This window comes from Lysinibacillus sp. NPDC056220 (assembly GCF_049315265.1).
GTDB classification, from domain to species: Bacteria; Bacillota; Bacilli; order Bacillales_A; family Planococcaceae; genus Lysinibacillus; species Lysinibacillus pinottii.
The window spans coordinates 174,719-199,765 of record NZ_JBMOXD010000004.1 but is presented as its reverse complement, the minus strand read 5'-3'; the positions used below and the strand labels follow the sequence as shown (position 1 = coordinate 199,765).

Here is a 25,047-nt window from a genome sequence, read left to right as displayed (position 1 = left end):
TTGACGTTTAGGAAAGAGGCGTGTTATTATTATCTCGAATTCAAGATAAATAAATTCAAGATAAATGAATTCGAACCTTTAGCTTTCGTAAGGAGGTACAATAATGGGTTTTTGGAATAAATTATTTTCTTCAAAAAAAGAGGAGGAACAAACAATGGCAGAATTAAATATCGGTATTATTATTGGATCAACACGTGAGGGACGTGTAAGTCCTCAGGTGGCACAATGGGTAAAGGAAATCGCAGATCAGCGAGGCGATGCAAATTATACAGTAATTGATATTGCGGATTATAAATTGCCATTATTAGGAGAGCCAGGGCAAGATGCTTCAGGTGCACAGGCTTGGTCAGAAATTATCGCTAAACAAGACGGATTTGTGTTCATCGTACAAGAATACAATCACTCTATTACAGGTGCTCTAAAAAATGCGCTAGATTATTTACGTGTTGAGTGGAATAACAAAGCAGCAGGAATCGTTTCTTATGGTTCTGTAGGTGGAGCTCGTGCGGCAGAGCATTTACGTGGCATTATGGGTGAGCTTTTAATTGCAGATGTACGTGTTCATCCTGCCTTATCCTTATTCACAGATTTTGAAAATGGTTCAGACTTTAAACCAAAAGCTGTACAAGCGGACTCAGTCAATCAAATGTTAGATCAAGTAATCCCATGGTCAAAAGCTTTATACACAATTCGTTAAGCTTGCCTGTTTGAAATAGGACGATATTGGATAAAGTGTGGGAGAGAAAAATTAGACAGGAAAGGGCATGTTAACATGAAAAAACATACAGCAGGTATTCACCATATCACAGCTATTGTAGGCCACCCACAAGAGAATATTGATTTTTATGCAGGTGTGTTAGGCTTGCGTTTAGTGAAACAAACTGTAAACTTCGATGATCCTGGCACATATCATTTATATTTCGGTGATGAAGGTGGGAAACCTGGAACAATTATTACCTTCTTCCCTTGGGCCAATGCATATCAAGGGCGTATTGGTGATGGTCAGGTTGGTGTCACAACGTATGTTGTACCAGAAGGGGCACTACCATTTTGGATTAATCGCTTAGCAAAATTCTCGATTCCTTTCCAAAAAGCTGAACGCTTTGGTGAGCAAGTCATTCAGTTCGATGATCCACATGGTCTGCATATTGAACTCGTTGCCCGTGCTGCAGGTGAATTAAATAACAGGACATTTGGAGAAGTAACGCCAGAGGTTGCCATTAAAGGATTTGGTGGAGCTACTTTATATTCTAGCCACCCTGAAGAAACTGCAAAAGTTTTAACAGAGGTAATGGGTCTTGAACGAGTAGCGACAGAAGGTGACTATACTCGTTTTAAATCCAATGCAGAGATTGGCAATACAGTTGATTTAAAAATGGTTGTAGGCCAACGTGGGCAAATGGGTGTAGGGACGGTTCACCATATTGCGTGGAGAGCACAAGATAATACGGATCATTTAGAATGGCAAGAGTATGTTATGAATCATGGACAACATGTAACGGAAGTCAAAGATCGTAATTATTTTAATGCGATTTATTTCCGAGAACCCGGTGAAATTTTATTCGAAATTGCTACAGATCCTCCAGGATTTGCTCATGACGAAACAATAGAGACGATGGGAAGTCAATTAATGTTACCATCTCAATATGAACAACATCGAGAGCAATTAGAAAGAACACTAATTCCGATTAAAGTACGTGAGCTTGACTAAGATATAGAATCTACTTAAATGAATGCGAAATGTTGAGAACTCAACATTTTCGCATTTTTTTGATCCGGCAAATCCTCATCTGCCGTTGAGCGCACGGGCCATGGCATTTTCTATGATTAAAGACAAATCACATATTTATAAAGCTCAACATAAAATGAATCTATAATTCTTTACAAGCCCAAGCATCGATTTCAACTTTTATGGCCGGAGCAGCCAGTGCCACTACATACAGCAAGGTTGTACATGGAAGATGCTCTTGCAAAAAATCATTAATTATTTCTTTTCGTTGATGAGCCTCCATATCGCCTACCAAATAAAACACGAGCTTTGTAATGTCTTGAATCCCCATATTAGCATGATCCAGATTTTTCCGAATATTCTCTAGCGCTATCTTCAATTGGGCGACAGGATCTTCAGGTATAGACCCATCAATATTCATGCCAATTTGTCCAGATAATGTTAACCATCTGCTTGGTTCTGTTATTTCAATTTGATGTACATAAGGGGCTACAGGTGGATGAATGTTTTCAGGATTTCTACTAATTTTCATGGAATCAGTCCTTTGCTATTATTCATTATTATCTCTCCATAAAAATAGCATAAAGTATTCATGGGTAAAAGTTATACAAATACCATTATAAATGAACTTTCAAATTGGATATGTGGTTTCAAAGGGTTATAATAGATTCATAAAATAAAGGCTTATACGCTGATAAAGCATTCAAAATAGATAAAAGTATTAACTTTTTAATTTGACTAGACATACAATTCACTTCACGCCCTTAGGTTTGATACAGATACTTCTAAAGAAACATGAATTTCGTCTTATTTTGAAGGTGGATGGTTATACTCATTAAATGAGAGGGAAATTTTTACATAAGAATGATGCGTATTGATGTAAATTAATGTTTACTACTGATGTTTAGTTACTAGTGCAACCTTAGGTAGCAGAGGCAGCGAGGCCGTTTTGTAGAAGGAGTGAATAAATGAGTAAATTCTTTCAGAGTAATGGATTTAAACGTTTTATTATTCTAGTTGGAATTGCTATTGCATTATATTTAATGCGAAGTATGATCAACTTAATTTTGCTTACGTTTATTATTACCTATTTGATGAATCAGCTTACTACGAAGACAACAAAAAGCATAAGAAAATACACACCTATGAATGAAAAAGCTGTTACTGTAACATTATATTTGTTACTGGTCGCTGGTATTGTCGCTGTGATCTATAAATACTTGCCAATTGTCACACAGCAAGTTACACAGCTTTTTGATCTTATTGCCAGTTTTAACCTTGATCCAGATGACAATGAGATTGCGAGATATTTAGCTCCAACTTTTGAGAAGATTGAGCTTGGCAAGTATTTAGAACAGGGTGTGGATATAACTCTCAAAAATATTACGAATATTGGTAAAATCATTATGCAAATTTTGATTTCCCTAATATTGAGTTTGTTCATATTGTTGGAAAAGAAGCGAATCATTGAATTTACGGCAAAGTTTAAGGATAGCAAAATTGGACCTCTTTACGATGAACTGAATTATTTTTCAAGAATATTCATCCGTTCATTCGGTAAAGTGATTGAGGCACAGTTTATTATTGCTGCTGTTAACTGTGTATTATCAGTGATTGCCCTTTCGATTATGGGCTTCCCACATCTAATTGCTCTTGGGATTATGCTCTTTATCCTTGGCTTAGTGCCAGTTGCAGGTGTTATTATTTCATTAATCCCACTCAGTATTATCGCCTATAGTATTGGTGGCTTAATGTACATTGTCTACATTTTAGTAATTGTTATGGTCTTACATGCAATTGAAGCTTATTTCTTAAATCCAAAGCTTATGTCAGCTAAAACAGATTTACCGATTTTCTACACATTCATGGTCATTCTTTTCTCAGAGCATTTCCTTGGTGTTTGGGGATTAATCATTGGTATCCCACTGTTCATGTTCTTGCTTGATATTCTAGGTGTTACTTCCTCGGAAGAAACTAAACAGAAAATGGACGCCGTAGAGAACAAAAAATTGATGGAATAGCTTTACAAAAGGATTCATCTCGTACGTAGAGATGATCCTTTTTTACTTTCTGGCTTAGCTCATTTAAAATAAGTAGGGGGTGTTTTTTACAATGATGGTAAAGGGACAGAAGGTATATTTAAGGGAAATCTCTGTTAATGATAGTGAAAGCATTGAAAGATGCTTTCAAAATGAGGAAATCATGTATATGACAGGGACTCGTAACTTGCTAACAAAAGAACAGATTAAAGAGGCTATCTACCGCTTTAAAGAAGATTCTACACGCTATGATTTTGCTATTTGTTTAGTAGATAATGATCAAGTAATTGGTGATTTAGCTATTATGGAAGTTGATCGAGATAATAAAAAGGCAATGTTTCGTATAGCCCTGCATGAGTTAGAGGATTGTGGCAGAGGATTTGGATCAGAAGCAGTTCAACTTGCTCAAAAATTCACATTTGAGGAGCTATGTCTGAATCGTTTGGAATTACAAGTGTACTCTCATAATATAAGAGGGATTAAATCCTATGAAAAGGTCGGCTTCAAAAAAGAAGGAGTGTTGAGGCAGGCATTATTGATGAACAATACCTATTCAGACGAAATCATTATGAGTATTCTTCTGGAAGAGTATATGAACATATCAAAATAGACATGGAGCCAGCATAAAAATTCTTTGTGCTGGTTTTAATTTTGCTAAAAGAAAAAAATGTTAATCGTGTATAAAAAAGTATGTTATTATAGGTGTGAATCTTTGTTGAAGGGGGCGGTCATTATGACAAATACATTTATTTTTATCGTTCAATACTGGGGGACAACGCCTTATTAACAGAGTGTTTAGCGTTTCCCTAAATTCGGAAGGGGACCATATATGTCTAGCAATACTGTAAGAATCGAAGAAGTAAATAATAATAATTGGTATGATTGCTGCCTATTAGAAATATCAGAAGAGCAAAGGGATTATGTTGAATCCAATGCTATTTCTATTGCGCAATCAAAGTTCGAACCGACTTTAAAGCCGTACGCCATTTACTATAAAGACCAAATTGTTGGGTTTTTAATGTTCAATGCTGTAAAGGAAGAGCTTGGCGGGTACTGGATCTATCGCATAATGATTGATCGGCACTTTCAAGGCAAAGGTATTGGCAAAGAAGCCACAAAGCAAATAATAAATGAAATAGCTAAGTTACCTGATGCTACAAAGGTTATAGTAGGCTATCATCCAGAAAATAAAGCCGCGCATCATCTGTATGCAAGTTTAGGGTTTGTCGATAACGGTGATCGTTTCGGTAAAGAAATGGCTGTTATTCAATATTTAACTGAGTAAATAGTAGGGAAAGGGACCTGTTTAATGACAAGGTCCCTTTTCATTTAAGCATCGCCAGGAGAGGCAATTATTCGTGGATTTTTTTTGATATACCCGTAAATAAGCAAGGCTGTAATCCCTTCTGCCACTGGGAAAGTCCACCAAATAGCTTGAGAGCCAAACACTTTAGGTAGAAGAATAAGCGTTGGAATAAATAAAATAATACTCCGAAGTAACATAATAGTCGTGGCAATACGAATTTTTTCGATAGATTGAAAGAATTCGGCGAGCACCATATTGATACCTAAAAATACATAGCCTATAGCAAAATGAACAAAGCCTTGAGTTGCCATATGACGAATTTCGAATGAACTATCTCCGAATAACGCCATGAGCTGTGAAGGAAAAAGCATGGCTATAAGTGCTGTTGTTAATCCTAAAATAAAAGCCGTAGCTAATCCGATTTTTAGTAATGCTGTTAACCTCTCCAATAATCTTGCCCCATGATGATAGCTAACTAATGGCTGTAGGGCCATGCCAATACCTAGAAAAATTGTTAACAGGACTGTATGAATATAATTGACCATTGCATAGGCTGTCACCCCACTTGCCCCTAGATAGTGTAAAAAGGTAACGTTATATAAAATGATAATAACTGCTACAGAGGCCTCGACAATAAAACTAGGTAAGCCTATAGCAAAAATTTTTCTTAAATCTGTTTTATTGAAGAATGAAGAGACAAACTTTAATTCAGATTGTGGACGGAAAAAATGAAGACATAGTACAGCTGTACCTATGATAGTAGCTATTGCTGTTGCTAATGCACAGCCTGTTACACCATAATCTAGAACGAAGATAAAAATATAATTTAAGATAATATTCAATACGGATGTTGTAATTAAACCTAGCATAGCTAGCTTTGGATTACCATCATTGCGAATAAAAATACTTAAAAGATTTTCAATTGTATAAAACACCCCAAATAACAAAATAACGTGTAAATACTCTTGCACATATGGATACGTATCATCACTCGCACCGAATATATAAGAAATATCTTTTAAATTAAACGCAAGGAACCCGATAATTGTTAACACGACCACAAGCATTGTAGTAAACGCCAACGTAAAGAGCTGATGGGCTCGTTGCTTATTGCCCTCCCCAAGAGAAATGGAATAGAGTGTAGCTCCACCCATCCCAATCCAAAGAGAAATAGACAGCAGAATAGAGAAAATCGGAACAGCAATATTAACGCCTGCTAACGCTGTAGGACCCACGCCGTGACTGACGAAAATGCCATCCACTAAAATATTCACGGACATTAGGAGCATGCCAATCATTGCTGGAAATAAATAGGATAAAAACAGTGGTTTGAGCGGCCTTGTTTCTATTGGATTAATGGTTGTCATGTCCATGCACCTCTAAGACCATTACTTTTTCCCCTTTATCATCTAGTTCACCATTAAATATAAAGCCAAACTGTTTATATAGCTGAATAGCTACTGCATTATTGTCATAAACACTTAAATATATTTTGTGACAGTTGAATTTTTCTGTTAAGTAATGTATAAGCTGCTGTAAAAAATGTTTACCTAAACCTTGTCGCTGATAGCGCTCATCAATTAAATAACGATCAAGCCATACTCGTTGACTATGATCCTCATGAGGAAATACGCCATACATAGCGAAGCCTATCACGGTGCTATCCTTATACAAGCCTAAAGGTGTAAAGCGCCGATCCATTTCCGCCTCTGCTAAGCATTGGTCTGTACTTTCGATAAAATTTTGCTGATTGTCAGCAATGCGTAATGCTAATATTTCTTGTTTGTTAAAAGCTGTAATGTCACGAATCTCCGTGAACATAATGTCAAAACCTTTCTATTTTTATTGTGAATAGGTACAATTTAAAGTATATAGTTACTATATAGTCAAGAGAGGATACTCAAAAAATGCTTAATAAAAATGTAAAATATTTTACAACTGGTGAATTTGCTAAAATATGCAAAGTTAATAAACAAACTTTAATTTATTACGATCAAATTGGCTTGCTATCTCCTGTTATGAAAGATAGTAAAGATTATCGATATTATTCACTCGCTCAGTATGATTTTTTTGGTGTCATTGAGTTATTAAAGGCTGTTGGCATGTCTTTGAAAGATATTCAGCAGTATATGGCTGAGAAATCACCTGAAAATTTTTTAGAATTGATGCATCTACAAAAGGAAATTGTTGCGAAAAAGCGGCAAGAACTGGAGATGATTGAAGGTATTATTGATGTCAAAATTGATTTAACGAAGGAGTCCCTACAACTTGATTTTGATAGCATTACAATTGAACATTTTCCAGAGGCAACCTTGTATTTAAGTCAAAATATTGAGGATTCAACGGAAGAACAATTTGTGAAGGCGGTCTCTGATTTTATTGATGAATTGGATCGCTCTCGCTTAGACACAGGTTATCCCATTGGCGGAATTACCAAAAGGGAGCAGGTATTAGCGGGCAACTATGATAATTATAGGTATTTATATATTGAACAGCCACATCCACAGGAAGGTCATCCTTATTTTAAAGCGATTGAAGGAAAGTTTATTGTTGGATACCATGTTGGAACATCTACGACACTAGGTGAAACTTACAAGCGATTATTTCAGGTCATGAGAGAACAGGGGTATGAACTGGGGCAATATGTTTATGAGGAATATATTTATGATGCGGTTATTAAAAACCGTGAAGAAGAATATGTAACAAAAATTATGGTGGAAATAAAAGAAGGCTGTTGATGCATCTCTGCCTATCAACAACCCCAAATGTACTTAATGCAATGTTAAGTTTATTTCCGGATGTGCCTTTTGTATTTTATTTAATTTATTGTCTTGGATTCCTTTTAAATTTTTATCGAAAAAGCCAAGTGATAATTCATTAATCAATTTATAAATTGCATTTACGTCTGCCCCAGATTCATTAATAATCGGCGAAACGGCTGCTAAATCTGTAAAACTTCCGTGATTTGTTTTTGGAATAATAGCTGTGTAGACACCAGGCTTTTCAATTGTTTTATTTCGTAGATAAGCTTCTGCAAACAATTCATCACGATTACCAGGCTGCTGGTTATACGCTTCTTTCATAAAGTTAATGGATGCCTCAGCATTCATCAGCATAAAAGGCTTTTTAGGACCATTTTTTGGCATTGGATCGCCATATAACCCACCATCCATATCAATGGCTGCTTTAATACGATTATCCTTTACTAGCATTTGAGCTGAAGTAGCACCGCCAAAAGAATGACCTAGCATACCAATGCTATCGTAGTCAATTAGTGAGGCTATTGCACGAAAGTTCTTATCAAAATCGCCTTTAATGACTTCATCTAAAACAAATGATGCATCCTGCTCCCAAAGATGGATTCGATTATTCAAGAATGTAATGGTGTTTTCAATTGGTGTAAAATCAACCCGATCACCATCGGGGAATATTGTTGTTGCCGCATCACCTGTAAAGTTAATAGCAACGGCAATATAGCCATGACTCACTAATTCTTCTAGTTGGAAGGTATTTTGGCGACTATATAAACTCATACCATGTGCAAATAATAAAAGTGGAAATTTTTCTTTAGACTTTATAGCTGTGGCATCTTGATAAGAATGGGTTTTCGTCAGTCCTAAATGCGTTGTCGCGATATTGGGAAAACCCTGTGTCGTTGCTAACTGTTGTGTTAACGCATCTATATCTTTAAAGTAGGGTGACGGTTGTCCTGTCTCTTTTTCAGCAGGATAATAAACTTGAATCATCAGTTCGCGATTTACCTGATGATTAGGTACGACAAATTCTTTGCGATTCTTATCGGTCAGGTGAAATGTCTGTGTTCCTACTGTGTATTTTCCTGTTGGCTCAGGAAAAGACATGATTGGAAATAACGTTGGTAATGTGAACATTGTAATAGTGGCCACAACAATACCTGAAGTTTTAATTATTTTCATCCTTAATTTTTTTGAAACAATTGTACTTTTTGGCTTCACAAAAACTTGTAATGTTAATAACATCAAAACAAAATAAGCAGGGATCATGCGCCAGTTAGCACCAATTGTCATAATTGTTCCAATTAACAAAACATAATTGGTAGCTATCATAATAAGATTTATTGTAGTTACTCCACGTTGTCTAAAAGTTAGTGAGATACTCGATAGTATTAAAATAAGTGTAAATAGTACTTCTAAGGTTTTCATCATTTATCTCCTTTTTCATACATACAAATGTATGAAATTAATTAAAAATATTTTTAAGTATATATACATACGAATGTATGTATAAGATTAAAATAATAAACTACATATAGTAGTTTATTATTCCTGCACTTTATCAAATAATGCTAAAAAAACATCTTTCAATTCATCATTCATAAGTGGTATGCCAATTCCTTTGAACATCAAACTTATATGTTCAATTTTATGAATAAATTCAGCTCGGCTTACACGAAATATTTCAGGATTCATCCAAATGTCAAAAAGCATTGTAAAAGTTTCAGCTGCTTGCTTCGGGAAAGCAACTTGCAGTGAGCCGTCTTGATTGCCCTCATCAATAATTTTTTGAATTCCTGGTGCAACAACCTGAATTCCTTCTGTGATGCGGCTATAAACAAACTCGGCAGAATTCATTTTCAAATGAATCGAGGATAAGTTTTCTTCCTTTCCGCTTTGAGAAATTGAGAAAGAAATGCCTTGTCTTAAACGCTCTAAAGCATTTAAGTTTTCCAAATCTGAGATGTCATTAAAATAATTATTTGCTGTTAGCATTTCCTTTGTGATGGCATCAATAACATCAGCACGCGTTTTAAAATGATGATAAAATGCTCCTCTAGTAATATCCCCTACATCATCGACAATTTCTTGAATCGTTACATTATCCCAACCGTTTAAAGTAAATAATTTAACAGCTGATTCAATGATTCTTTTTCTCGTAACTTCTGGATATTTATTTCTGGCCATAAAATATCTCCTTATAGATACATTCGAATGTATTTATAATAATAGGCGCATCCTTCCAAATTGTCAACATGATACGATTTATGAGAATTGCTGAAGAAAACTGGAAAGAACTAGTAAAGGTAAGTAATTTAGCATATATTTTGAATTTAAAAAGAAGTAAAATCCGAGTGTTTTTAGGCAAAGTAAAACCAAACTCTAATACATAAATGACTTTCTGACGATACATTAGTAGAGAAAAAAGTAGAGCATTATCCGAAATATTTTTCTAAGCATGGAGGAATAGATATGCAAATATGGGTTGATCGATGGACGCAATTATTAAAACAGCTTGAACAGCAGGGTGCTTGGATTCATCCACTGGAGATAAAGCCTATGGCTACTGTGCATGAACTATCAATGGTAGAGATGCGGCTCGGCGTCCCGATTCCTTCTGAGTTCCGTGATGTATTACTTCATTGTTCTCGGCAAGTGGGGGTGTATTGGTCTTTACCTGACGAGGCACTACTTCCTATTGAGCTGGAAGACACACCTTTAGGTGATTTTGGCTGGAGCTTGGAAGAACTCGAATTCCCTGATTTTGGCGGAGACAGTGATAATGCAAAAGAACAACTATACCTACAATTTCATACGGCTGGCAATGGTGATGCGCTTCTTATTAAGATTGAGGATGGTTCCGTTTGGTATTGGAGTCATGAGGGGGGTGAGTATGACCTTCTTGCCTTGAATTTTAAAGATTATGTAGAGAGAGCTACAACTTTAGGATGCATAGGGGCAGATTGTGGACAGTATCTACAGTTTTGTAGTGAAGGTGGACTAGATTTAAGTCTGACCACTTCTCAAATCTGGCTGAAGTGGTTTGAACAATTTTTAACTTCAACGTGGGAGAACGTTATGTATCAACTGGATACTTTACTCCTATATGTGTCGATGCATGGTATGAAGGATACTAGGGTTCGTGAAGCATTTACACGGTTAAATACTGGGGAAGTGTTTGCCGCACTTCAAAATCAAATTGAACAATCACGGCGTTTATCGGATAAAGAAGTATGGTGCAAAGTGCTAGTAGAGGTTTGTGCAACAGAGGCAAGTCATTGGGTGATGACACTTTGGGAAGACCAAAATGATTTGCCTACTAGTATTAGAGATTATTTAACCGCCTACTGTCTACCAGAAGAAGTGGGGTTATCACTTGTTCTTCAAGATATTGAAAAAAGGAGAATTGAATCTTATACAGCTTTACATCGACTACGTCATTTTCATAACCCTAGAACAATAGCATGGATGAAACGTTATGTTTCTTTTCCGATAGAGGGGTGGGATACGCTTTTAGTAGAATCACAGCCGAGTGCAGAAACTTTATTTGAGTGGTTGAATGGTAGGGAAGTAGAGCGTCAAATAGCAATACGAGCCGTATGCCAAATGTTGCAGCAGGGAATTAAACCGACAACTCCAGTGGATATGGAGAAATGGCTGTCATTGCTTATGTTTTGGAAGGACAATGAAGTACTACGAAAACATAAACAATTTTTTAGCCAAGCTCTAGAGGGCATTGAACTTTGGTGAAATCTAATAATTGTAAGGGGGAGAAATAATTGAACAATTTCACTATATTCGCTTCTATGAATAATACAAAAGAAATCGAATGTAAGATTTTCGATGTTTTTAGTAAAGGTTTTGCTATTGAAAAAAATGAAGATAACTATCTTATAAAATCCAAAGCATTTTTTAACAAATATAAATTGATGGTTAGGGTGATGTCTGAAGATACAAACTCAGAATACTTTGTCAATAATATCCCTGGAATGATGAGCTATTACAACAGTATTCCATTTGAAGATAACCATTTAAAAGAATTAGTTTTAACGCAAATTTCTGTGTTAAATACAGTAATTGCGATCGAATGTGAAAAAGAAATAAAGGATGAACAAATGCAGTTATGTTTGAGCCTGCTATTAACCATTGGAGGAATTGGATTTTTACCAAATGGTACCTTGTTAGACAAAGAAGGTGCAGTCATTGTTTATCCTGATGGGCAATCAGGGCCATCTAACTTTAGGCCTTATGCTTGTACACTGAAGGTGAGGGGACAAGAGGTGACATCGGAAGAAGGTCATCAAAGAAAGAATAAAACGATAGCGTATTTAAAAGAAAACGGTATTCCATACACAGATTCGCTCCCGCAACTTCCGCCAATTGGAGATTGTCAGCTTAAAGCCAAAGAGGATATTGCTAGAAGAGCTGTAGCTTTACTAATTGTTATTCAATTTGCTTGTGATGTGGCACAAGGAGAAAATGTTGAAGAATCAAGAGATTTCTTCATCAATATGTTGCATAAATATGAAGTCGAGGCAAATCTAACGGACAATGAAAGGGCCTTTTTATATGATCAACAACCAAATGCACAAGACGCCATTAATATTTCATGGCAATATGAAGCTTATTGGATACTGATTTGGGTACTGGGATTTGTTAAAGAGCTTGATTTCCCTGATGAAGTATGTGATTGTGAGTACGCTATTCAAGTTATTTCTAACTGCGAAACGTTTGAGCAATTTTATCTTCAAATTATGATGCGTAGTCAGAAAGAAATAATGGATGAAGCCGACAAGATATTCAGATTACACTGGGCGTGCGTAAATAGTCGTATACAAGAACGACCGGCTCCTGTTGGAATGAATGAAAGTATTGTTATGGAAAGACGTAGAGCCTTATTCTGGTTGATCGGTCATCAAAATGAAGAGTGGGAAACGATATCAATGGATACTTAGAAAGTAATAGCAAACTAGGATACTAGTTTGCTATATTATAAAGGTTATTTTACATATGTGGGTTTATTCACCTTATCAATTAAAAGAATACCATCGTATTGATCTCGTGGAACAAGACTTTCTTGGATAACTCCCCAGCTATAGGATAAGCGAGGTTCAAACATCCATGAGTTACCACGTTCATTTTGACGATTACGTAAATCAATGAATGTGTAAGGTTCGTTGACTGACGATACAATATCTTCTATGGATCCTTCTATAGGTGGTAAAACGGCCATCGTCTCGCCCATATTATTGGCAGTCTCTCCGCTTGTCATATATAGACCTAATACATAGCTGTATTTTTTGTAGATATCCGGTAAACGTTCACCCATTAATTTAACTGGATATGGGGAGCCCATTACGTCTGATTGTGCCTTACGAATATGGTCATTATGCGCCCAAACGATAAACTTTTCGGTTGGATAAACTTCCTCAGCTAGCCAAAGTAAGTTCTCCATCATTGCCTCATCACGCCACTCCATTGTTTTTAAAAATGAATCATATTTATTTTGCTCCATCTCGATGTTGGACTGAATTGTTAGCTCTACATATTCGTCTGCCAAACGGATACGGTCTGCTAAAGTGCGCTCCATCAATTTTACTATTTGAAGTTCATTCGGATAAACCTTTTGAAGCTCTTTTTCTTTCTGTTGAACTTGAGATTTTACTTGTTTATATACGTTGATAATAGCTGTTTTTTCTTTCTGGTAGCCTTTTAGATCTTTGCTAGAGCTCCACTCCGCGAGTTGCTTCTCCGCATCCCTAAACTGCTTAGCCAATTGTGGGGTTTGCAACCAATCCCCATTTGTAAATGCCCCTTGCTGTTGAATATCAAAGCCTGCTAGAACAAGAGGCTTCTCTGTAGCTTGAGTTGTTTTTGCATATTCAAAAAGAGGTAAAGTTTCTTTTGTCCACCATACTCCAAAAATAGCATCCTTCATTGTTTGTTGAGCAGCTTGTTTGTCAATTTTTCCTTGGGCATTCATGACATCGCCAAGACCACTTTCAAAGGCTAAAACATTGTAACCCATTTCTTGATGTAAAAATTGTATTAAACGTGTTTTAACGAGATTAAACTGTGCCACTCCATGAGAGCTTTCTCCTAAAAAAACAATGCGTTTATCGTGTAATATCGGCTTGAGCATCTCTAAATCCTCGAATTTATTAGAAGGGATTTTTTGCGAACTAGCTGGCTCTGGCTCAATGGAAGTCAAGCTGTAAGCATGATCATTCATCCATTTTTTCCAATCCTCTAATGTTTCAGTAGTAGTTCTAGCCTGTTGAACCACTCCGTATTTTTCCTGCTCCTTTAACGCAGGGGTAGCCGCTGAAGCACTTGCTATACCACTAAATACGATTAAGCCTGTCAGTGCTGTGTTTAATAAAGCTTTCCATTTTCTATAACTTTTCATTAAGAATCAGCCCTTTTCTTTATGTTAATCTCCTAAGTATAAGGGGCTAAGTTTAAAGCATAGGAGAAGTTTGTTTAAATTTTGTTTAAATTTGGACTGATTATAAAAAAGAAAGCATCTCCATTTGTAAGGCAAGAAATACAAATGGGGATGCTCAATAGCTATTTATAATGATACGTACTAGCTCTAACATGGTTACGTTGAATTTGGTTAAACCATGCCCGATCCTTTTCCTCTTGATTTAGGGTGCCAATAATAGAGGAGGAGCAGCTCACGCAAATTTTCGCTTGAGTAATTTGTCCACATCTTTCACAAGGTGCTCCTAAATTTGGGAAAATGGAATTTTTTAATTTTCCGGCTTTGACCCATTTGTACAGTAGCTCAGATGATACACCTGTCAAAGTCACGACCTCTTCGTTTGTTAAATAACGATTATTTTTTCTTAATAAAAAGTGATGTAGCTCTGAAAAGATATCCTCTTCTCTCACATCTATCTTTTTTTGAAATAGCAACATAACTAGTCATCTCCTCGATACATCAATGAATGCTTTCATTAACTGTTATAGGTTGTTCATCATATTTATAATTTTCCCAACGATTACGTGCTAGCTTTCGATATTTTGGCGAGACGTTCCTATCAGCAATTAACCTTGAAAATCCTTTTTTAGCTTCTGTCATATCACCAAGTCGGAGGCTTAGCTCGGCATGTAAAAATTGAATTCGCTCTCCACCTTCCTGATTAGAAGCAAATGATTTACTGTAAAAATCTCTAGCGGCAAAAAGGTAGCGTTTTTCTGATTCTTCATCGTTTTTTATACGATATAACCAGGCAATTTTTAAGGCGAAATTAGCCATCAAAAGCGATTCTTCCATTGATGCGCGAGATACTAAGTAAGCAAGCTTAAAGCTTATAATGGCATCATCGATTGTACGCTCTTGACAGATACTCATAGGTTTCTGTAGCTCTTTAATGTATAGTTCATCTATAAGCTGCATGAAAGGTCCGTATGTACGTGTCATGGATTTATGGAAGGCAAAGCCACAATGTGGGCACACGGCAACTTCATACAGCAAAGGGTTAAGACCATCATAGACGGGCATGAAATCTGTTTGTTCCTCGATAATTTTATATCGATTTGGGCGTACTTTATACGTTGTAAAATGCTTTTTGCAAAATTTACAATCTACGCTACTTTCATAGTAGTAGATGTTAAATGCCATAAGAATCAACTCCTTTGCATGCTCAATAATATTATTTCTTTTGTTCTATTTATACGTAATCAATAATCGTTCAATGTATTTAATTCATTATCTTCCATTTTAACAATTCTGTGTTCTTTGGTATACTCCTTTGGAATTATAAAATTAAAAATAATACTCGTTTTTTTAGTTAAATATCATTAGAAATGTGCTTGTAATAGTATTTATCGGTGTAGTTAAAGTAAGTTATATAGTTACCGAAAAGTTTGTCGAATTATGTACAATTTATTTAATGGACGGTTCGAATTGTATAGTTCAAAAGTTTACTATGAGAGGGTGGAGCAGATGACGTATAAAATAGTATTTTTTGATGTGGATGGTACACTAATCAATTATGAGAATGGTGCTGTGGAGGAAAGTACGAGGCAGGCTATTCGACTATTACAGGAAAAGGGAATCTATCTTGTGGCTGCGACAGGAAGACCGTTGTCCATGTGTGAAGAGCTGAAAAATTTAGGGATTGAAACCTTTATTACAGCGAATGGGGCATATGTGAAACACAAGGATGTTGTGATACATAAAATTCCGATTGAGAAGGGCATTGTTCAAAATGTTCAAGCTTTTGCACAGCAACATCAGCATTCCTTAACATTTTTTACAGAACAACTTACGATGAATGATATACAAAATCCATTAGCCTTAAGCGCGATGCAAGAGACATTGTCTTTATGTGATTTTCCAGTTAGAAAAGAAAGCATTATGGATGAAGAGGTTTTTCTTATGTGCCTTTATGCTGATGAACAGGCTGAAAAAAGATTAGCTCGTCAATTTTCGAATATATTACGGCAACGATGGCATCCTTATATTGTGAATGTTTTACAGCAAGATGTGTCCAAGTCGATAGCCGTAAAGGCTGTACTTGATTATTTTGAGATTAATGCTAAGGATGCCATAGCTTTTGGAGATGGAGAGAATGATATAGATATGCTAGAGCTGGTTGGCCTTGGGGTAGCTATGGGGAATGGGAGCCAAGCTCTAAAAAATGTTGCAGATTTTGTTACAAAGAAATCCATTGAAGGCGGCATAGATTTTGCTTTACGAAAGCTGCACATTATTTAACGACATGGAAAGGAAGTAAAGTGGAGGCTTGAGAGACTCTTTTGGTATACAGTTATGAGTATATAGAACAATGTATTAGGTGGGATGAAAAATGGCGCAGCATGTGCAATCTCTAATTGAACATTACGGGTATTTTGGCATCATCGTGATCCTAATTGGAGGCATTGTTGGGTTGCCACTTCCCGATGAAGTATTTTTAACTTATGTAGGCTATAGTGTTTATCGAGAAAGCCTTGGACATATCCCAGCTTTAGTAAGTGCTCTGATTGGCGCAATGGGGGGGATTACTTTAAGCTACTATATCGGCCGTCGATTTGGCTTACCGCTCTTGCAGAAATATGGGCCAAAGATTCATATAACTGAGCAAAAAATTGAATTTACTAAAAAAATGTTTATGAAAGTGGGGCCTTTTTTATTAATTGCTGGCTATTTTATTCCTGGTGTACGCCATCTAACAGCCTATATCGCCGCTATTAATAATTATCCATATAGGAAATTCGCTTTCTTTGCTTATACAGGGGCATTTATATGGACTTTTACATTTATAACCTTAGGAAAAGTGCTAGGAGAGAAATGGCGATTCGTCGGTTACTATTTATCTCATTACAGTATGTACGTCATCTTGCTGTTTGTCCTAGTCATGTTAATTGTTTATTATTTATTTAAAAAAAGAAACGTACAAAAGTAAAAGTCAGTAGGATTCCTACCGACTTTTTGTTATGGCAAGATGGCAAATGAACGTACAGGGAATCCAGATGCTTTTTCAGGCTTGGGTACTATATTAAAAATAATAGCACCTTTAGGAGGTAGCTTGTCTAAATTAGTCATGAGCTCAATTTGATAAGTGTCTTGATTGAGGACAAAATATTCACCAACTAATTGGCCACTTTGACGAAAATCAGTGGCAGAATCAGTATCAAAAGTTTCATGACCTATTGCACTTACTTTACGTTCCTTGAATAGAAATTGTAAGGCCTCCAAGCCCCAACCTGGGAGATGATTATCTCCATTGACATCTTTATTACTAAATGCCTCTTTATCTGGCCAACGCTTACTCCAATCTGTTCGCAGTGCCACAAATGTACCTTCTTCAATCTGTCCATAGTGTGTCTCGAATTCTAGAATATCTTGTACACTGAGCGTAAAGTCATGATTACTAGCAGCCTCCTGTGATTTATCAATGACGATAAGCGGAAGAACAAGCTCCTTTAGTGCTAATTCATCTATAAATCGAGTATCTCTTACAAAGTGAATGGGTGGGTCAATATGTGTTCCATATTGTCCAGGAAAAGAAAACTGCTGTGCAAAAAATCCATCATCATGCGAGAATAATGTTTCAAATTTAGCATCTTCAAACATGAAAAAATGAGGTGAGTCTGGGCCGAAGGTATGTGTCAAATCGACCCATTGTTTTGATTTTAGTAAGTGCAATGCTTGTAAAAGTTCGTTAGACATTAAATTCCCTGCTTTCTAAAAGTAGTAGTCAATAAAAAAAGAGTCCTCAATCGAAGAGGACTCCCGGAATCAAACATAGGTAGTGCGTCTTCTCATCTTTCAGGCTTAAATTTTGCCAATAGGAATTAGCACCATACTGCTTGAGCTGGTTGCTGAGACTTCATCGGGCCGATCCCTCCGTCTCTCTAGATAAGAAATAGGATATAAGAATTTTCAGAAATAATAGTATAAATACTTTAACATATATTTTTATAGTTTACAACTTTGATAGGATTACAGGGTTAAAATTAATTTACTTACCAATTCAAAATTAACGTTACTCGACAGCAGGCACTATCCATAAGCTGTATTCTAAAATTATCTGGTGTATAGTTGGTTTCAAATTTTGTAGTAATGCCTGTGGATGTAATTAATTTTTCGACCTCTGTTTTATTTGAAAGCTGTGCAGCATTCTTTAAGTCATGTGCAAATTGTTGAGAACTATCAATTTTATCTGTAAGTAATTGTGCCTGCTGCATAATCGTCTTTATCCGCGTAGCTGAAGATATTAATTTTTGTGTATCAACAGGGGGAAAGGGACTATTACTAGTCGGCATTGCTAAATGTTGTGAAAAGTTTCTAGCTGCAAGTTGATGGTCTGTCGATGGTATCGGGTAATGGTAGGGGTGAATAAAATAAGGATAAGGATTATAATACAAATCAATTCCTCCTAGCCAGAAGCTGATATCTTATCTTATGTATCATGATCTTTTTAGGTGTTTGAATAACGCCATTCCTGTACTGAAGTGTTAATATACTATGCTGAATGGTATGCCACACAAACTAAAAAAGGAAGCGATGGCGCGCTTCCCTTTTGTTCTTTAGCCAAGAACGTTTAATACATCATCTATTTTTTTGCTATGTGACAGGATTCCATAATTCATCCACGTTAAAAAATCCACCTCATAGACACAGTTTCTTTTAACAGCCCTTAGGTTTTTCCACATAGAGGATGTTAAAATAGTACGCTCTTCATTCTCATAAATGGAGTGTTGCTTGTCGAAGGTGATAAACAAATGATCAGCGTCTAGTTGTTGCAGCTGATTTGAAGTCAGATGAGCTTTACGCTGATTAAGCGGTATTTTCCACACCAATGGATCAGGCGTTAAGCCTAAGTCACGGTATAGAATTGGCCCTGTATAACCGCAATCAGGGCCAGCATACAGTGTAATGCCAATGGCTGAAATGCGAAGAAATGCCACACTTTGTCCGTAAACGGATCTACCTAGAATTTTTCGAGCCCTCTGTACCTTGTCCTCATATTCCGTAATAATATCTTGCATCATAGCGGTTTTCCCTGTTAAATCTGCAATTTTAAATAGAGTCGATTGCCAGTCCTCTCCAGGGTTGTTTAGGTGACAGATTGGGGCCAACTTATTTAAATGAAGACAGGTTTCCCAACGCTCTATACCAGCATCTAACATAATTAATGTTGGTTTATAGTGAAAGAGGTGTTCCATTTTTCCATACTGTACATCGATATCAGGCACATCCTGTAGACCTAAATAGTCTTGTTTTCCCCACTTGGAATGACTGAATTGCGCAATGGGCGTAATACCTAAAGCTACAAAGAAGTCCTCTAAGAATGGTGCGAATACGCGTACATTATTGCTCTGACTTCGTCGGAATTGCCCTGGGGAAATACCTACATGCTCTTTAAAACGACGATTGAAATAGTATTCATTATTAAAGCCAATAGACTGACTTATTTCAAATACACGATCATTCGTTGTCATTAATAACTGTTTGGCTTTTTCAATACGTATACTATTTAAATAATACAGAGGTATTTGTCCCGTAATATCTTTAAAAATGCGTGAGTAACTCCATTTTGGTACACCTGCCAGTTCTGCTAGCTGTTCGACAGTCCAATCCTTTCCAAAGTGGTTGTGCAAATATTGGATAGATTGCTCTACAGATTGACGATCACTTTGTTGTAGAGGCTTCGTTCGGTTTTGCTCAAAAATAAATAATATCAATTCTTGGAAACGAACATGCTGCTCAAAAACAGTGTGCTCATCTTTTGTTTGACGACACCGATAAATAGCTTCTAATAGTCTATTGCATTGAGAGAAGGGAAGAAGACGTAGTTCTCTAACACTTGTAAAGAGACTAGTAGGAGAATGAGCTTCACTAAGATAGATCGTATTAAATGTCAATTGGTAAAAGCAGAGTGTCTCATCGGCAATGTGAATTTCGACAGGGCTATTAGGTGGAATAATCACACATTTTCCTTTCATAAGGTGGATAGTTTCATGGTTTGTCTTAAGTGTTCCGTTACCACTAATAAGGATGAAAAGAGAATAGTATGTATTGCTATATGACTGCATACCTGCTGAAAGAATAGTATATGAAATAGTTTGTAAATGATAGATTTGTATTAAATTACCCATTGTCCACGCACTCCTAAGTAAAGTTTAAATTTGGAAAACAACACAAAGAAAGCCCCCTAAAGAGCTTTCTATTGTAAATTATTTCACGAACCATTTCTCAAGATCATCATATTTTAGTAGGTTTGCAGTAATGGCACCAGACTGCCAATAAGTTCGATCAGCAATATAAACTTGTCCATTTTTTACAGCAGGAACTGTTTTCCAAAGCGTACTATCTAACCATTTAATCGCCTCTTGATTTTCTTCAGTTTCCCAAGTGCCATTTGAAGGGAAGAGTATAATATGATCAGCATCTAATTCTGGAATAGCTTCTTCAGACAAGACCTCGTGGAACTCTGTCATATCCCGAGCTAATGGATGTGGATTTAAACCAGCTTCCGTATAAATGTAGCCCGTGTAGCGATTCTTTATACCGAATAATGCCAACGTTTTATCTGCCACATTTAGGCGGACAACGGCAACAGTTTCGTCACCAACGGATTCTTCTAACTTAGCTTTTAAATTCGTAACACGTTCCTCATATTTATCAACGATTTCATTCGCTTTCTCAGGGATATTTAAAACATCAGCTATCGTTTTCACAATTTCACGTGGATCTTGTAGTATGTCTTCTTTTAAGCGATAAGTAGGTGCAATCTTTGAATATTCTTCATACTTTGCCTTATCTGCTGCACCATCTACAATGATTAAATCAGGCTTAGCTTGAAGTAATGTTTCTAGACTACCTGTAACGTCAAACTCAGGTACGTCTAAGCCTAAATAATCTTGTTTACCCCAGGAAGGGTGATACCATTGCACAACAGGCTTGACATCTAAGGCAGTTAAATAATCTTCCATATAGATGGCTGCTACTCGCTGTGGATTTGTTGGAATTGTTACTTCTCCAAACTCATCCTCTACAACTCGTGTATCTTCTTTTGTTGGATTCACACTCTCTGAACTTGTTTGTGTTTCATTTGAACCACAGGCACTTAAAACGAACAGCAGTACAAGAATAAGTACAAATGTAAAATATCGACTGATACGCATGGCTATTCACTCCTATAAATTTACTAAAAACTGATAAATGTTTATCTTAATTTAGAATGATAATCATTCTCGTTTGATTCAAATAAATTATAGGATACCATATAAAAACAAACAATACATATTCTCTACATCTTTTTTATACAAAATGAAGAGTTTAGAGTCCTATTGATTCTTTTTATCAAAAAGTAGCCATAGGAGTGTAACGACCGCTGCCAGCATAACCATAAGGAATCCATATACAGGCGTTTGTGCTAATGATTGATGACGAATAATAAAACCACCCATATAGGAACCTAAAAATATACCAATATTGAAAGCAGAAATATTTAATGCAGAGGCCATTGAAATAGCTGATGGTATATATTTTTCAGACAGTATAACTGCATATAGTTGCAAGCCTGGGACATTCATGAACATAAATAAGCCCATTAGTAGGACCATGAATAACCCAATAATTGGCGATTCAAGAGTAAAGCCAATACCAAGTAAAGCTAATGCAAGTCCTACAAAAATAATAAAGATGGAACGAAGCGGATTTTGATTTGCAAAATGGCCTCCTAGTGTATTACCAATAGCAACGCAAATACCATAGACAACTAATATAATAACTACCGCGTGTGGTGAGTAACCCATATATTGCTCTAATATAGGTGAAACATACGTGTAGACCACAAAGGCACCACCATAGCCAATTGATGTAATGAAAAGGATTAATAACATTCGAATATTGCCTAATACTTTACCGATATCACGAAGAGAGATTGGGTTACCTTTTGATAATTGGCTTGGTACTAACAAAGCATTACTTATTAAACCAATTATCCCTATAGTAACAATAAATATGAATGACATACGCCAGTCTGTTACTTGTCCAATGAATGTACCTAATGGGACACCCGTCACAGTAGCCAATGTAAGTCCAGTAAACATAAAGGCAATTGCACTTGCGCGTTTATTTGGTTCAACTACATCTGCCGCTATGACAGAAGCGATGGACATAAACACACCGTGTGCTAATGCTGAAATAATACGCCCTATTAATAAAATCGAGAAATTTGGTGCCACAGCTGCAGTTAAGTTCCCAATTATAAAGATTGTCATGACTAGCAATAAAACAGTTTTTCGACTAAGGCGAGATGTTAGGGCTGTTAATAATGGAGCTCCAACAGTAACGCCTAATGCGTATATTGAAACAGTTAAGCCGGCTGTGCTTAAAGATATACCGAAGTCATCTGTCATTAACGGTAAAAGCCCAACACTGATAAATTCAGTGGACCCTATTCCAAAAGCACTGATTGCCAGTGCTAGCAAAGTTAATTTAGCACTTGGCTTTTTTGAATGTGACATACTACTAATATCTCCTTTGATTTTTTTTATCATGTATAGTAATATTCATACATACCTAAAAGATATGTAGAGTACTTTTGGTTACTTTTGAATATTACGGGGGGTTTACAATGCAAAAAATTTATAATATTGGTGTAGAAGCTACACTTGAAGTCATTGGTGGTAAATGGAAACCAGTCATTCTTTGTCATTTAAACCACCATGGTAAAATTCGCACAAATGAGTTTCGACGATTAATTCCAGGAATCTCGCAAAAAATGCTCACTAGTCAATTAAGAGAGTTAGAGCAAGCTGGATTGATCCTTCGAAAGGTCTTCAATCAAGTTCCGCCGAAAGTTGAATATTCCTTAACGCCTTATGGACAAGGAATGGAGCCTATTTTAAACATGCTTTGTACTTGGGGCGAGAAGCATGTTGAAGTATTACAGGATAAAGGCGAAGATGTACTATTAAAACAACGTGACGAAGATATAGCTATGCAGCAAACATCGTAATGAGGGAAAAAGAGACTGTCAAACACGCGACAGTCTCTTTTCCTTTTTAATGCTTATAGAGCAAAGTCATATTCATCAGGATTAGGTCCAACACGTTGTTCAAGGTTCATCGCATTGATGATAGCCATCTCTGCTTCTGTTAAAGTAAAGTCAAAGATATCGGCGTTTTGTATCATGCGTTCTCTACGCACAGATTTAGGAATAGTAATCACGCCATTTTGTACATCCCAACGCAAAATAACTTGAGAGTTTGATTTTCCGTATTTTGCTGCTATTTTAGAAATCGTTTCATCTTCAAGAAGCCCACCTTGCATTAAAGGTGCCCATGCTTCAAGTTGAATTTGGTGCTCTTTACAGAATGAACGAAGCTCCGCTTGCTGTAAGCGTGGGTGGAATTCCACCTGATTCACAACAGGTTTAATACGAGCAAATGATAATAAGTTTTCCAAGTGTGCCACAGTGAAATTACATACGCCAATGGCTTTGATCTTACCTTGTTTATATAGGTCTTCAAGAGCTTTCCAAGATTCAGCAAACTTATCTTTACCTGGCCAATGAATCAGGTAAAGATCTAAATAATCTAACCCTAACTTTTGTAGGCTCTCTTCATAGGCAGCCTTCGTTTCATCAGAGCTTAATCCATCATTCCACACTTTTGATGTTATAAACAGATCTTCACGATTTAAGCCAGTCGATGCTAGCGCCTGTTTAATGCCATCCCCGACACCTACTTCATTGCCATAAATAGCGGCAGTATCGAGGCTGCGATAGCCAACTTCTATAGCGTTTTTAACCATTTCAGCAGTAGCATCATTTGCTACTTGAAAAACACCTAATCCCATACCAGGCATTTGAAGACCGTTATTTAATGTAATTGTATCTTGTAAATGATTAATCATTGCGATTCCTCCAATTGTTTGGATTGCTTATTGCTTTTTCATTATGCTGCTAACATACCTTCAAAAAAAGTACGCACTTTTTTGTGTCATAGAAACGTAGAGGTAACTTTTGTGAGCTAACAATGGCTAGAGGGATAAAAATATTCATCAGCCTCTTATTCAATATCAGATAAATGAAGTTGTCCAATAAAATAGTAAGCACCTTTATTGGCTATATCTACTAGTCGTTGTGGCAAGATAATTGTCTACAAAATGAACAGACGGAAATCTTGGCTTTATTTAAGTAGTAAAAGGAAATGTTTGTTCGATGGAGAATATATGTAGTAATACTGTAAAAGGGGTTTTGAAGATGAATCGTTTAAATTTAATTACATTAGGTGTTAAAGATATGGTGAAGTCTCTCGCTTTTTACCGAGAAGGTCTAGGTTTTGAGGTTGTAGTTTACGGAGAGGAAACAAATCCTGATGTTATATTCTTTAATAATGGTGGGACAAAAATATCACTATTTCCAATTGAAAGATTGGCAAAAGATATTAATGAAGCTAACCCACCTGAAATTGACCATGGCTTTGGCGGAATCACTCTTGCTTATAATGGTAAATCAAAAGAAGAGGTGGACAGTATTTTTGCATTAGCTAAAAAGGCTGGTGCAAAAATTATTAAAGAGCCTGAAACTGTATTTTGGGGTGGTTATAGTGGCTACTTCCAAGATCCGAATGGCTTCTATTGGGAAATTGCTTACGGCGATATGTGGCAGTTCGATGAGAACGATATGCTGATTATTCAATAATTGATATAGATAATTTAGATAAGAAGAGCGTCTATTTTTTATTTTA

At 36.3% G+C, this 25,047-nt stretch carries 26 protein-coding genes and 1 riboswitch; of the genes, 12 read left to right on the top strand and 14 right to left on the bottom strand.

What is annotated here, in order from left to right; translation table 11 throughout:
* Positions 1–103: 103 nt before the first annotated feature.
* Both ACOZBY_RS15695 and ACOZBY_RS15690 read left to right on the top strand, forming a co-directional pair.
* The gene (locus ACOZBY_RS15695) at positions 104–697 is read left to right on the top strand and encodes an NADPH-dependent FMN reductase (protein ID WP_012295980.1); all 594 of its coding nucleotides are present in this window, start codon (positions 104–106) and stop codon (positions 695–697) included.
* Positions 698–772: 75 nt separating this feature from the next.
* Positions 773–1,711, top strand: coding sequence for a ring-cleaving dioxygenase (locus ACOZBY_RS15690; protein WP_031416660.1), 939 nt, complete (start codon positions 773–775; stop codon positions 1,709–1,711).
* 160 nt (positions 1,712–1,871) lie between these two features.
* Here the strand turns inward: ACOZBY_RS15690 and ACOZBY_RS15685 are convergent, their stop codons facing one another.
* Positions 1,872–2,261, bottom strand: coding sequence for a RidA family protein (locus ACOZBY_RS15685; protein WP_012295979.1), 390 nt, complete (start codon positions 2,259–2,261; stop codon positions 1,872–1,874).
* A 436-nt stretch (positions 2,262–2,697) separates the two neighbouring features.
* Between ACOZBY_RS15685 and ACOZBY_RS15680 the strand changes: the two genes are divergently transcribed.
* The 3 genes from ACOZBY_RS15680 (at position 2,698) to ACOZBY_RS15670 (ending at position 5,053) form a co-directional block, all read left to right on the top strand.
* Positions 2,698–3,750 (top strand): AI-2E family transporter, encoded by a 1,053-nt coding sequence (locus tag ACOZBY_RS15680; protein WP_012295978.1) that lies wholly within the window; start codon positions 2,698–2,700, stop codon positions 3,748–3,750.
* Between the two features lie 91 nt (positions 3,751–3,841).
* Complete coding sequence (locus tag ACOZBY_RS15675; protein ID WP_196243928.1) at positions 3,842–4,378, top strand: GNAT family N-acetyltransferase; 537 nt, start codon at positions 3,842–3,844, stop codon at positions 4,376–4,378.
* 219 nt (positions 4,379–4,597) lie between these two features.
* Positions 4,598–5,053, top strand: coding sequence for a GNAT family N-acetyltransferase (locus ACOZBY_RS15670; RefSeq protein ID WP_012295975.1), 456 nt, complete (start codon positions 4,598–4,600; stop codon positions 5,051–5,053).
* Positions 5,054–5,097: 44 nt separating this feature from the next.
* Here the strand turns inward: ACOZBY_RS15670 and ACOZBY_RS15665 are convergent, their stop codons facing one another.
* Both ACOZBY_RS15665 and ACOZBY_RS15660 read right to left on the bottom strand, forming a co-directional pair.
* On the bottom strand, positions 5,098–6,441 hold the full coding sequence (locus ACOZBY_RS15665; protein WP_036162418.1) for an MATE family efflux transporter: 1,344 nt from the start codon (positions 6,439–6,441) through the stop codon (positions 5,098–5,100).
* The gene (locus ACOZBY_RS15660; RefSeq protein ID WP_012295973.1) at positions 6,428–6,895 is read right to left on the bottom strand and encodes a GNAT family N-acetyltransferase; all 468 of its coding nucleotides are present in this window, start codon (positions 6,893–6,895) and stop codon (positions 6,428–6,430) included. Before ACOZBY_RS15660 ends, ACOZBY_RS15665 begins: the two co-directional genes overlap by 14 nt.
* Positions 6,896–6,981: 86 nt before the next feature.
* Between ACOZBY_RS15660 and ACOZBY_RS15655 the strand changes: the two genes are divergently transcribed.
* Positions 6,982–7,812, top strand: a complete 831-nt coding sequence (locus tag ACOZBY_RS15655; RefSeq protein ID WP_012295972.1) for a MerR family transcriptional regulator — start codon at positions 6,982–6,984, stop codon at positions 7,810–7,812.
* A gap of 33 nt (positions 7,813–7,845) precedes the next feature.
* Here the strand turns inward: ACOZBY_RS15655 and ACOZBY_RS15650 are convergent, their stop codons facing one another.
* Both ACOZBY_RS15650 and ACOZBY_RS15645 read right to left on the bottom strand, forming a co-directional pair.
* Positions 7,846–9,255 carry an alpha/beta hydrolase family protein gene (locus ACOZBY_RS15650; RefSeq protein ID WP_036164965.1) on the bottom strand — a complete coding sequence of 470 codons (1,410 nt, stop codon included), beginning with the start codon at positions 9,253–9,255 and terminating at the stop codon, positions 7,846–7,848.
* A 117-nt stretch (positions 9,256–9,372) separates the two neighbouring features.
* Complete coding sequence (locus tag ACOZBY_RS15645; RefSeq protein WP_012295970.1) at positions 9,373–10,014, bottom strand: TetR/AcrR family transcriptional regulator; 642 nt, start codon at positions 10,012–10,014, stop codon at positions 9,373–9,375.
* Positions 10,015–10,299: 285 nt separating this feature from the next.
* On the opposite strand from ACOZBY_RS15645, the gene ACOZBY_RS15640 reads away from it, so the two are divergent.
* Both ACOZBY_RS15640 and ACOZBY_RS15635 read left to right on the top strand, forming a co-directional pair.
* Positions 10,300–11,577: an SMI1/KNR4 family protein gene (locus tag ACOZBY_RS15640; protein ID WP_080717384.1), complete on the top strand. Its 1,278-nt coding sequence runs from the start codon at positions 10,300–10,302 to the stop codon at positions 11,575–11,577.
* A 29-nt stretch (positions 11,578–11,606) separates the two neighbouring features.
* Positions 11,607–12,782 (top strand): DUF4272 domain-containing protein, encoded by a 1,176-nt coding sequence (locus ACOZBY_RS15635; protein WP_422762537.1) that lies wholly within the window; start codon positions 11,607–11,609, stop codon positions 12,780–12,782.
* A gap of 44 nt (positions 12,783–12,826) precedes the next feature.
* On the opposite strand, the gene ACOZBY_RS15630 is transcribed toward ACOZBY_RS15635, so the two are convergent.
* From ACOZBY_RS15630 to ACOZBY_RS15620, 3 genes are all read right to left on the bottom strand, one after another.
* Positions 12,827–14,236 (bottom strand): erythromycin esterase family protein, encoded by a 1,410-nt coding sequence (locus ACOZBY_RS15630; RefSeq protein WP_422762536.1) that lies wholly within the window; start codon positions 14,234–14,236, stop codon positions 12,827–12,829.
* A gap of 161 nt (positions 14,237–14,397) precedes the next feature.
* Positions 14,398–14,751, bottom strand: a complete 354-nt coding sequence (locus ACOZBY_RS15625) for a hypothetical protein (RefSeq protein WP_012295965.1) — start codon at positions 14,749–14,751, stop codon at positions 14,398–14,400.
* A 22-nt stretch (positions 14,752–14,773) separates the two neighbouring features.
* Positions 14,774–15,457 (bottom strand): DUF2225 domain-containing protein, encoded by a 684-nt coding sequence (locus ACOZBY_RS15620; protein ID WP_012295964.1) that lies wholly within the window; start codon positions 15,455–15,457, stop codon positions 14,774–14,776.
* Positions 15,458–15,781: 324 nt separating this feature from the next.
* Between ACOZBY_RS15620 and ACOZBY_RS15615 the strand changes: the two genes are divergently transcribed.
* Positions 15,782–16,555, top strand: coding sequence for a Cof-type HAD-IIB family hydrolase (locus ACOZBY_RS15615; protein ID WP_031416644.1), 774 nt, complete (start codon positions 15,782–15,784; stop codon positions 16,553–16,555).
* Between the two features lie 91 nt (positions 16,556–16,646).
* The gene (locus ACOZBY_RS15610; protein ID WP_012295962.1) at positions 16,647–17,243 is read left to right on the top strand and encodes a DedA family protein; all 597 of its coding nucleotides are present in this window, start codon (positions 16,647–16,649) and stop codon (positions 17,241–17,243) included.
* Between the two features lie 29 nt (positions 17,244–17,272).
* Here the strand turns inward: ACOZBY_RS15610 and ACOZBY_RS15605 are convergent, their stop codons facing one another.
* The 5 genes from ACOZBY_RS15605 to ACOZBY_RS15585 all read right to left on the bottom strand — a co-directional run bounded on the left by ACOZBY_RS15605 (position 17,273) and on the right by ACOZBY_RS15585 (position 22,818).
* Positions 17,273–18,010 (bottom strand): cyclase family protein, encoded by a 738-nt coding sequence (locus tag ACOZBY_RS15605; RefSeq protein ID WP_375828033.1) that lies wholly within the window; start codon positions 18,008–18,010, stop codon positions 17,273–17,275.
* Positions 18,011–18,099: 89 nt separating this feature from the next.
* Positions 18,100–18,206: riboswitch (SAM riboswitch) on the bottom strand.
* A 100-nt stretch (positions 18,207–18,306) separates the two neighbouring features.
* Complete coding sequence (locus tag ACOZBY_RS15600) at positions 18,307–18,708, bottom strand: hypothetical protein (RefSeq protein ID WP_375827940.1); 402 nt, start codon at positions 18,706–18,708, stop codon at positions 18,307–18,309.
* A gap of 162 nt (positions 18,709–18,870) precedes the next feature.
* Positions 18,871–20,442, bottom strand: a complete 1,572-nt coding sequence (locus ACOZBY_RS15595; protein WP_200990725.1) for a helix-turn-helix domain-containing protein — start codon at positions 20,440–20,442, stop codon at positions 18,871–18,873.
* 78 nt (positions 20,443–20,520) lie between these two features.
* On the bottom strand, positions 20,521–21,471 hold the full coding sequence (locus ACOZBY_RS15590) for an ABC transporter substrate-binding protein (RefSeq protein WP_197150583.1): 951 nt from the start codon (positions 21,469–21,471) through the stop codon (positions 20,521–20,523).
* Positions 21,472–21,633: 162 nt separating this feature from the next.
* Complete coding sequence (locus ACOZBY_RS15585; protein ID WP_422762535.1) at positions 21,634–22,818, bottom strand: MFS transporter; 1,185 nt, start codon at positions 22,816–22,818, stop codon at positions 21,634–21,636.
* A gap of 110 nt (positions 22,819–22,928) precedes the next feature.
* On the opposite strand from ACOZBY_RS15585, the gene ACOZBY_RS15580 reads away from it, so the two are divergent.
* On the top strand, positions 22,929–23,312 hold the full coding sequence (locus ACOZBY_RS15580) for a winged helix-turn-helix transcriptional regulator (RefSeq protein ID WP_012295955.1): 384 nt from the start codon (positions 22,929–22,931) through the stop codon (positions 23,310–23,312).
* Between the two features lie 53 nt (positions 23,313–23,365).
* Here the strand turns inward: ACOZBY_RS15580 and ACOZBY_RS15575 are convergent, their stop codons facing one another.
* Positions 23,366–24,211: an aldo/keto reductase gene (locus tag ACOZBY_RS15575; RefSeq protein ID WP_036164948.1), complete on the bottom strand. Its 846-nt coding sequence runs from the start codon at positions 24,209–24,211 to the stop codon at positions 23,366–23,368.
* Between the two features lie 349 nt (positions 24,212–24,560).
* On the opposite strand from ACOZBY_RS15575, the gene ACOZBY_RS15570 reads away from it, so the two are divergent.
* Positions 24,561–25,001 carry a VOC family protein gene (locus ACOZBY_RS15570; protein WP_012295953.1) on the top strand — a complete coding sequence of 147 codons (441 nt, stop codon included), beginning with the start codon at positions 24,561–24,563 and terminating at the stop codon, positions 24,999–25,001.
* Positions 25,002–25,047 lie beyond the last annotated feature (46 nt).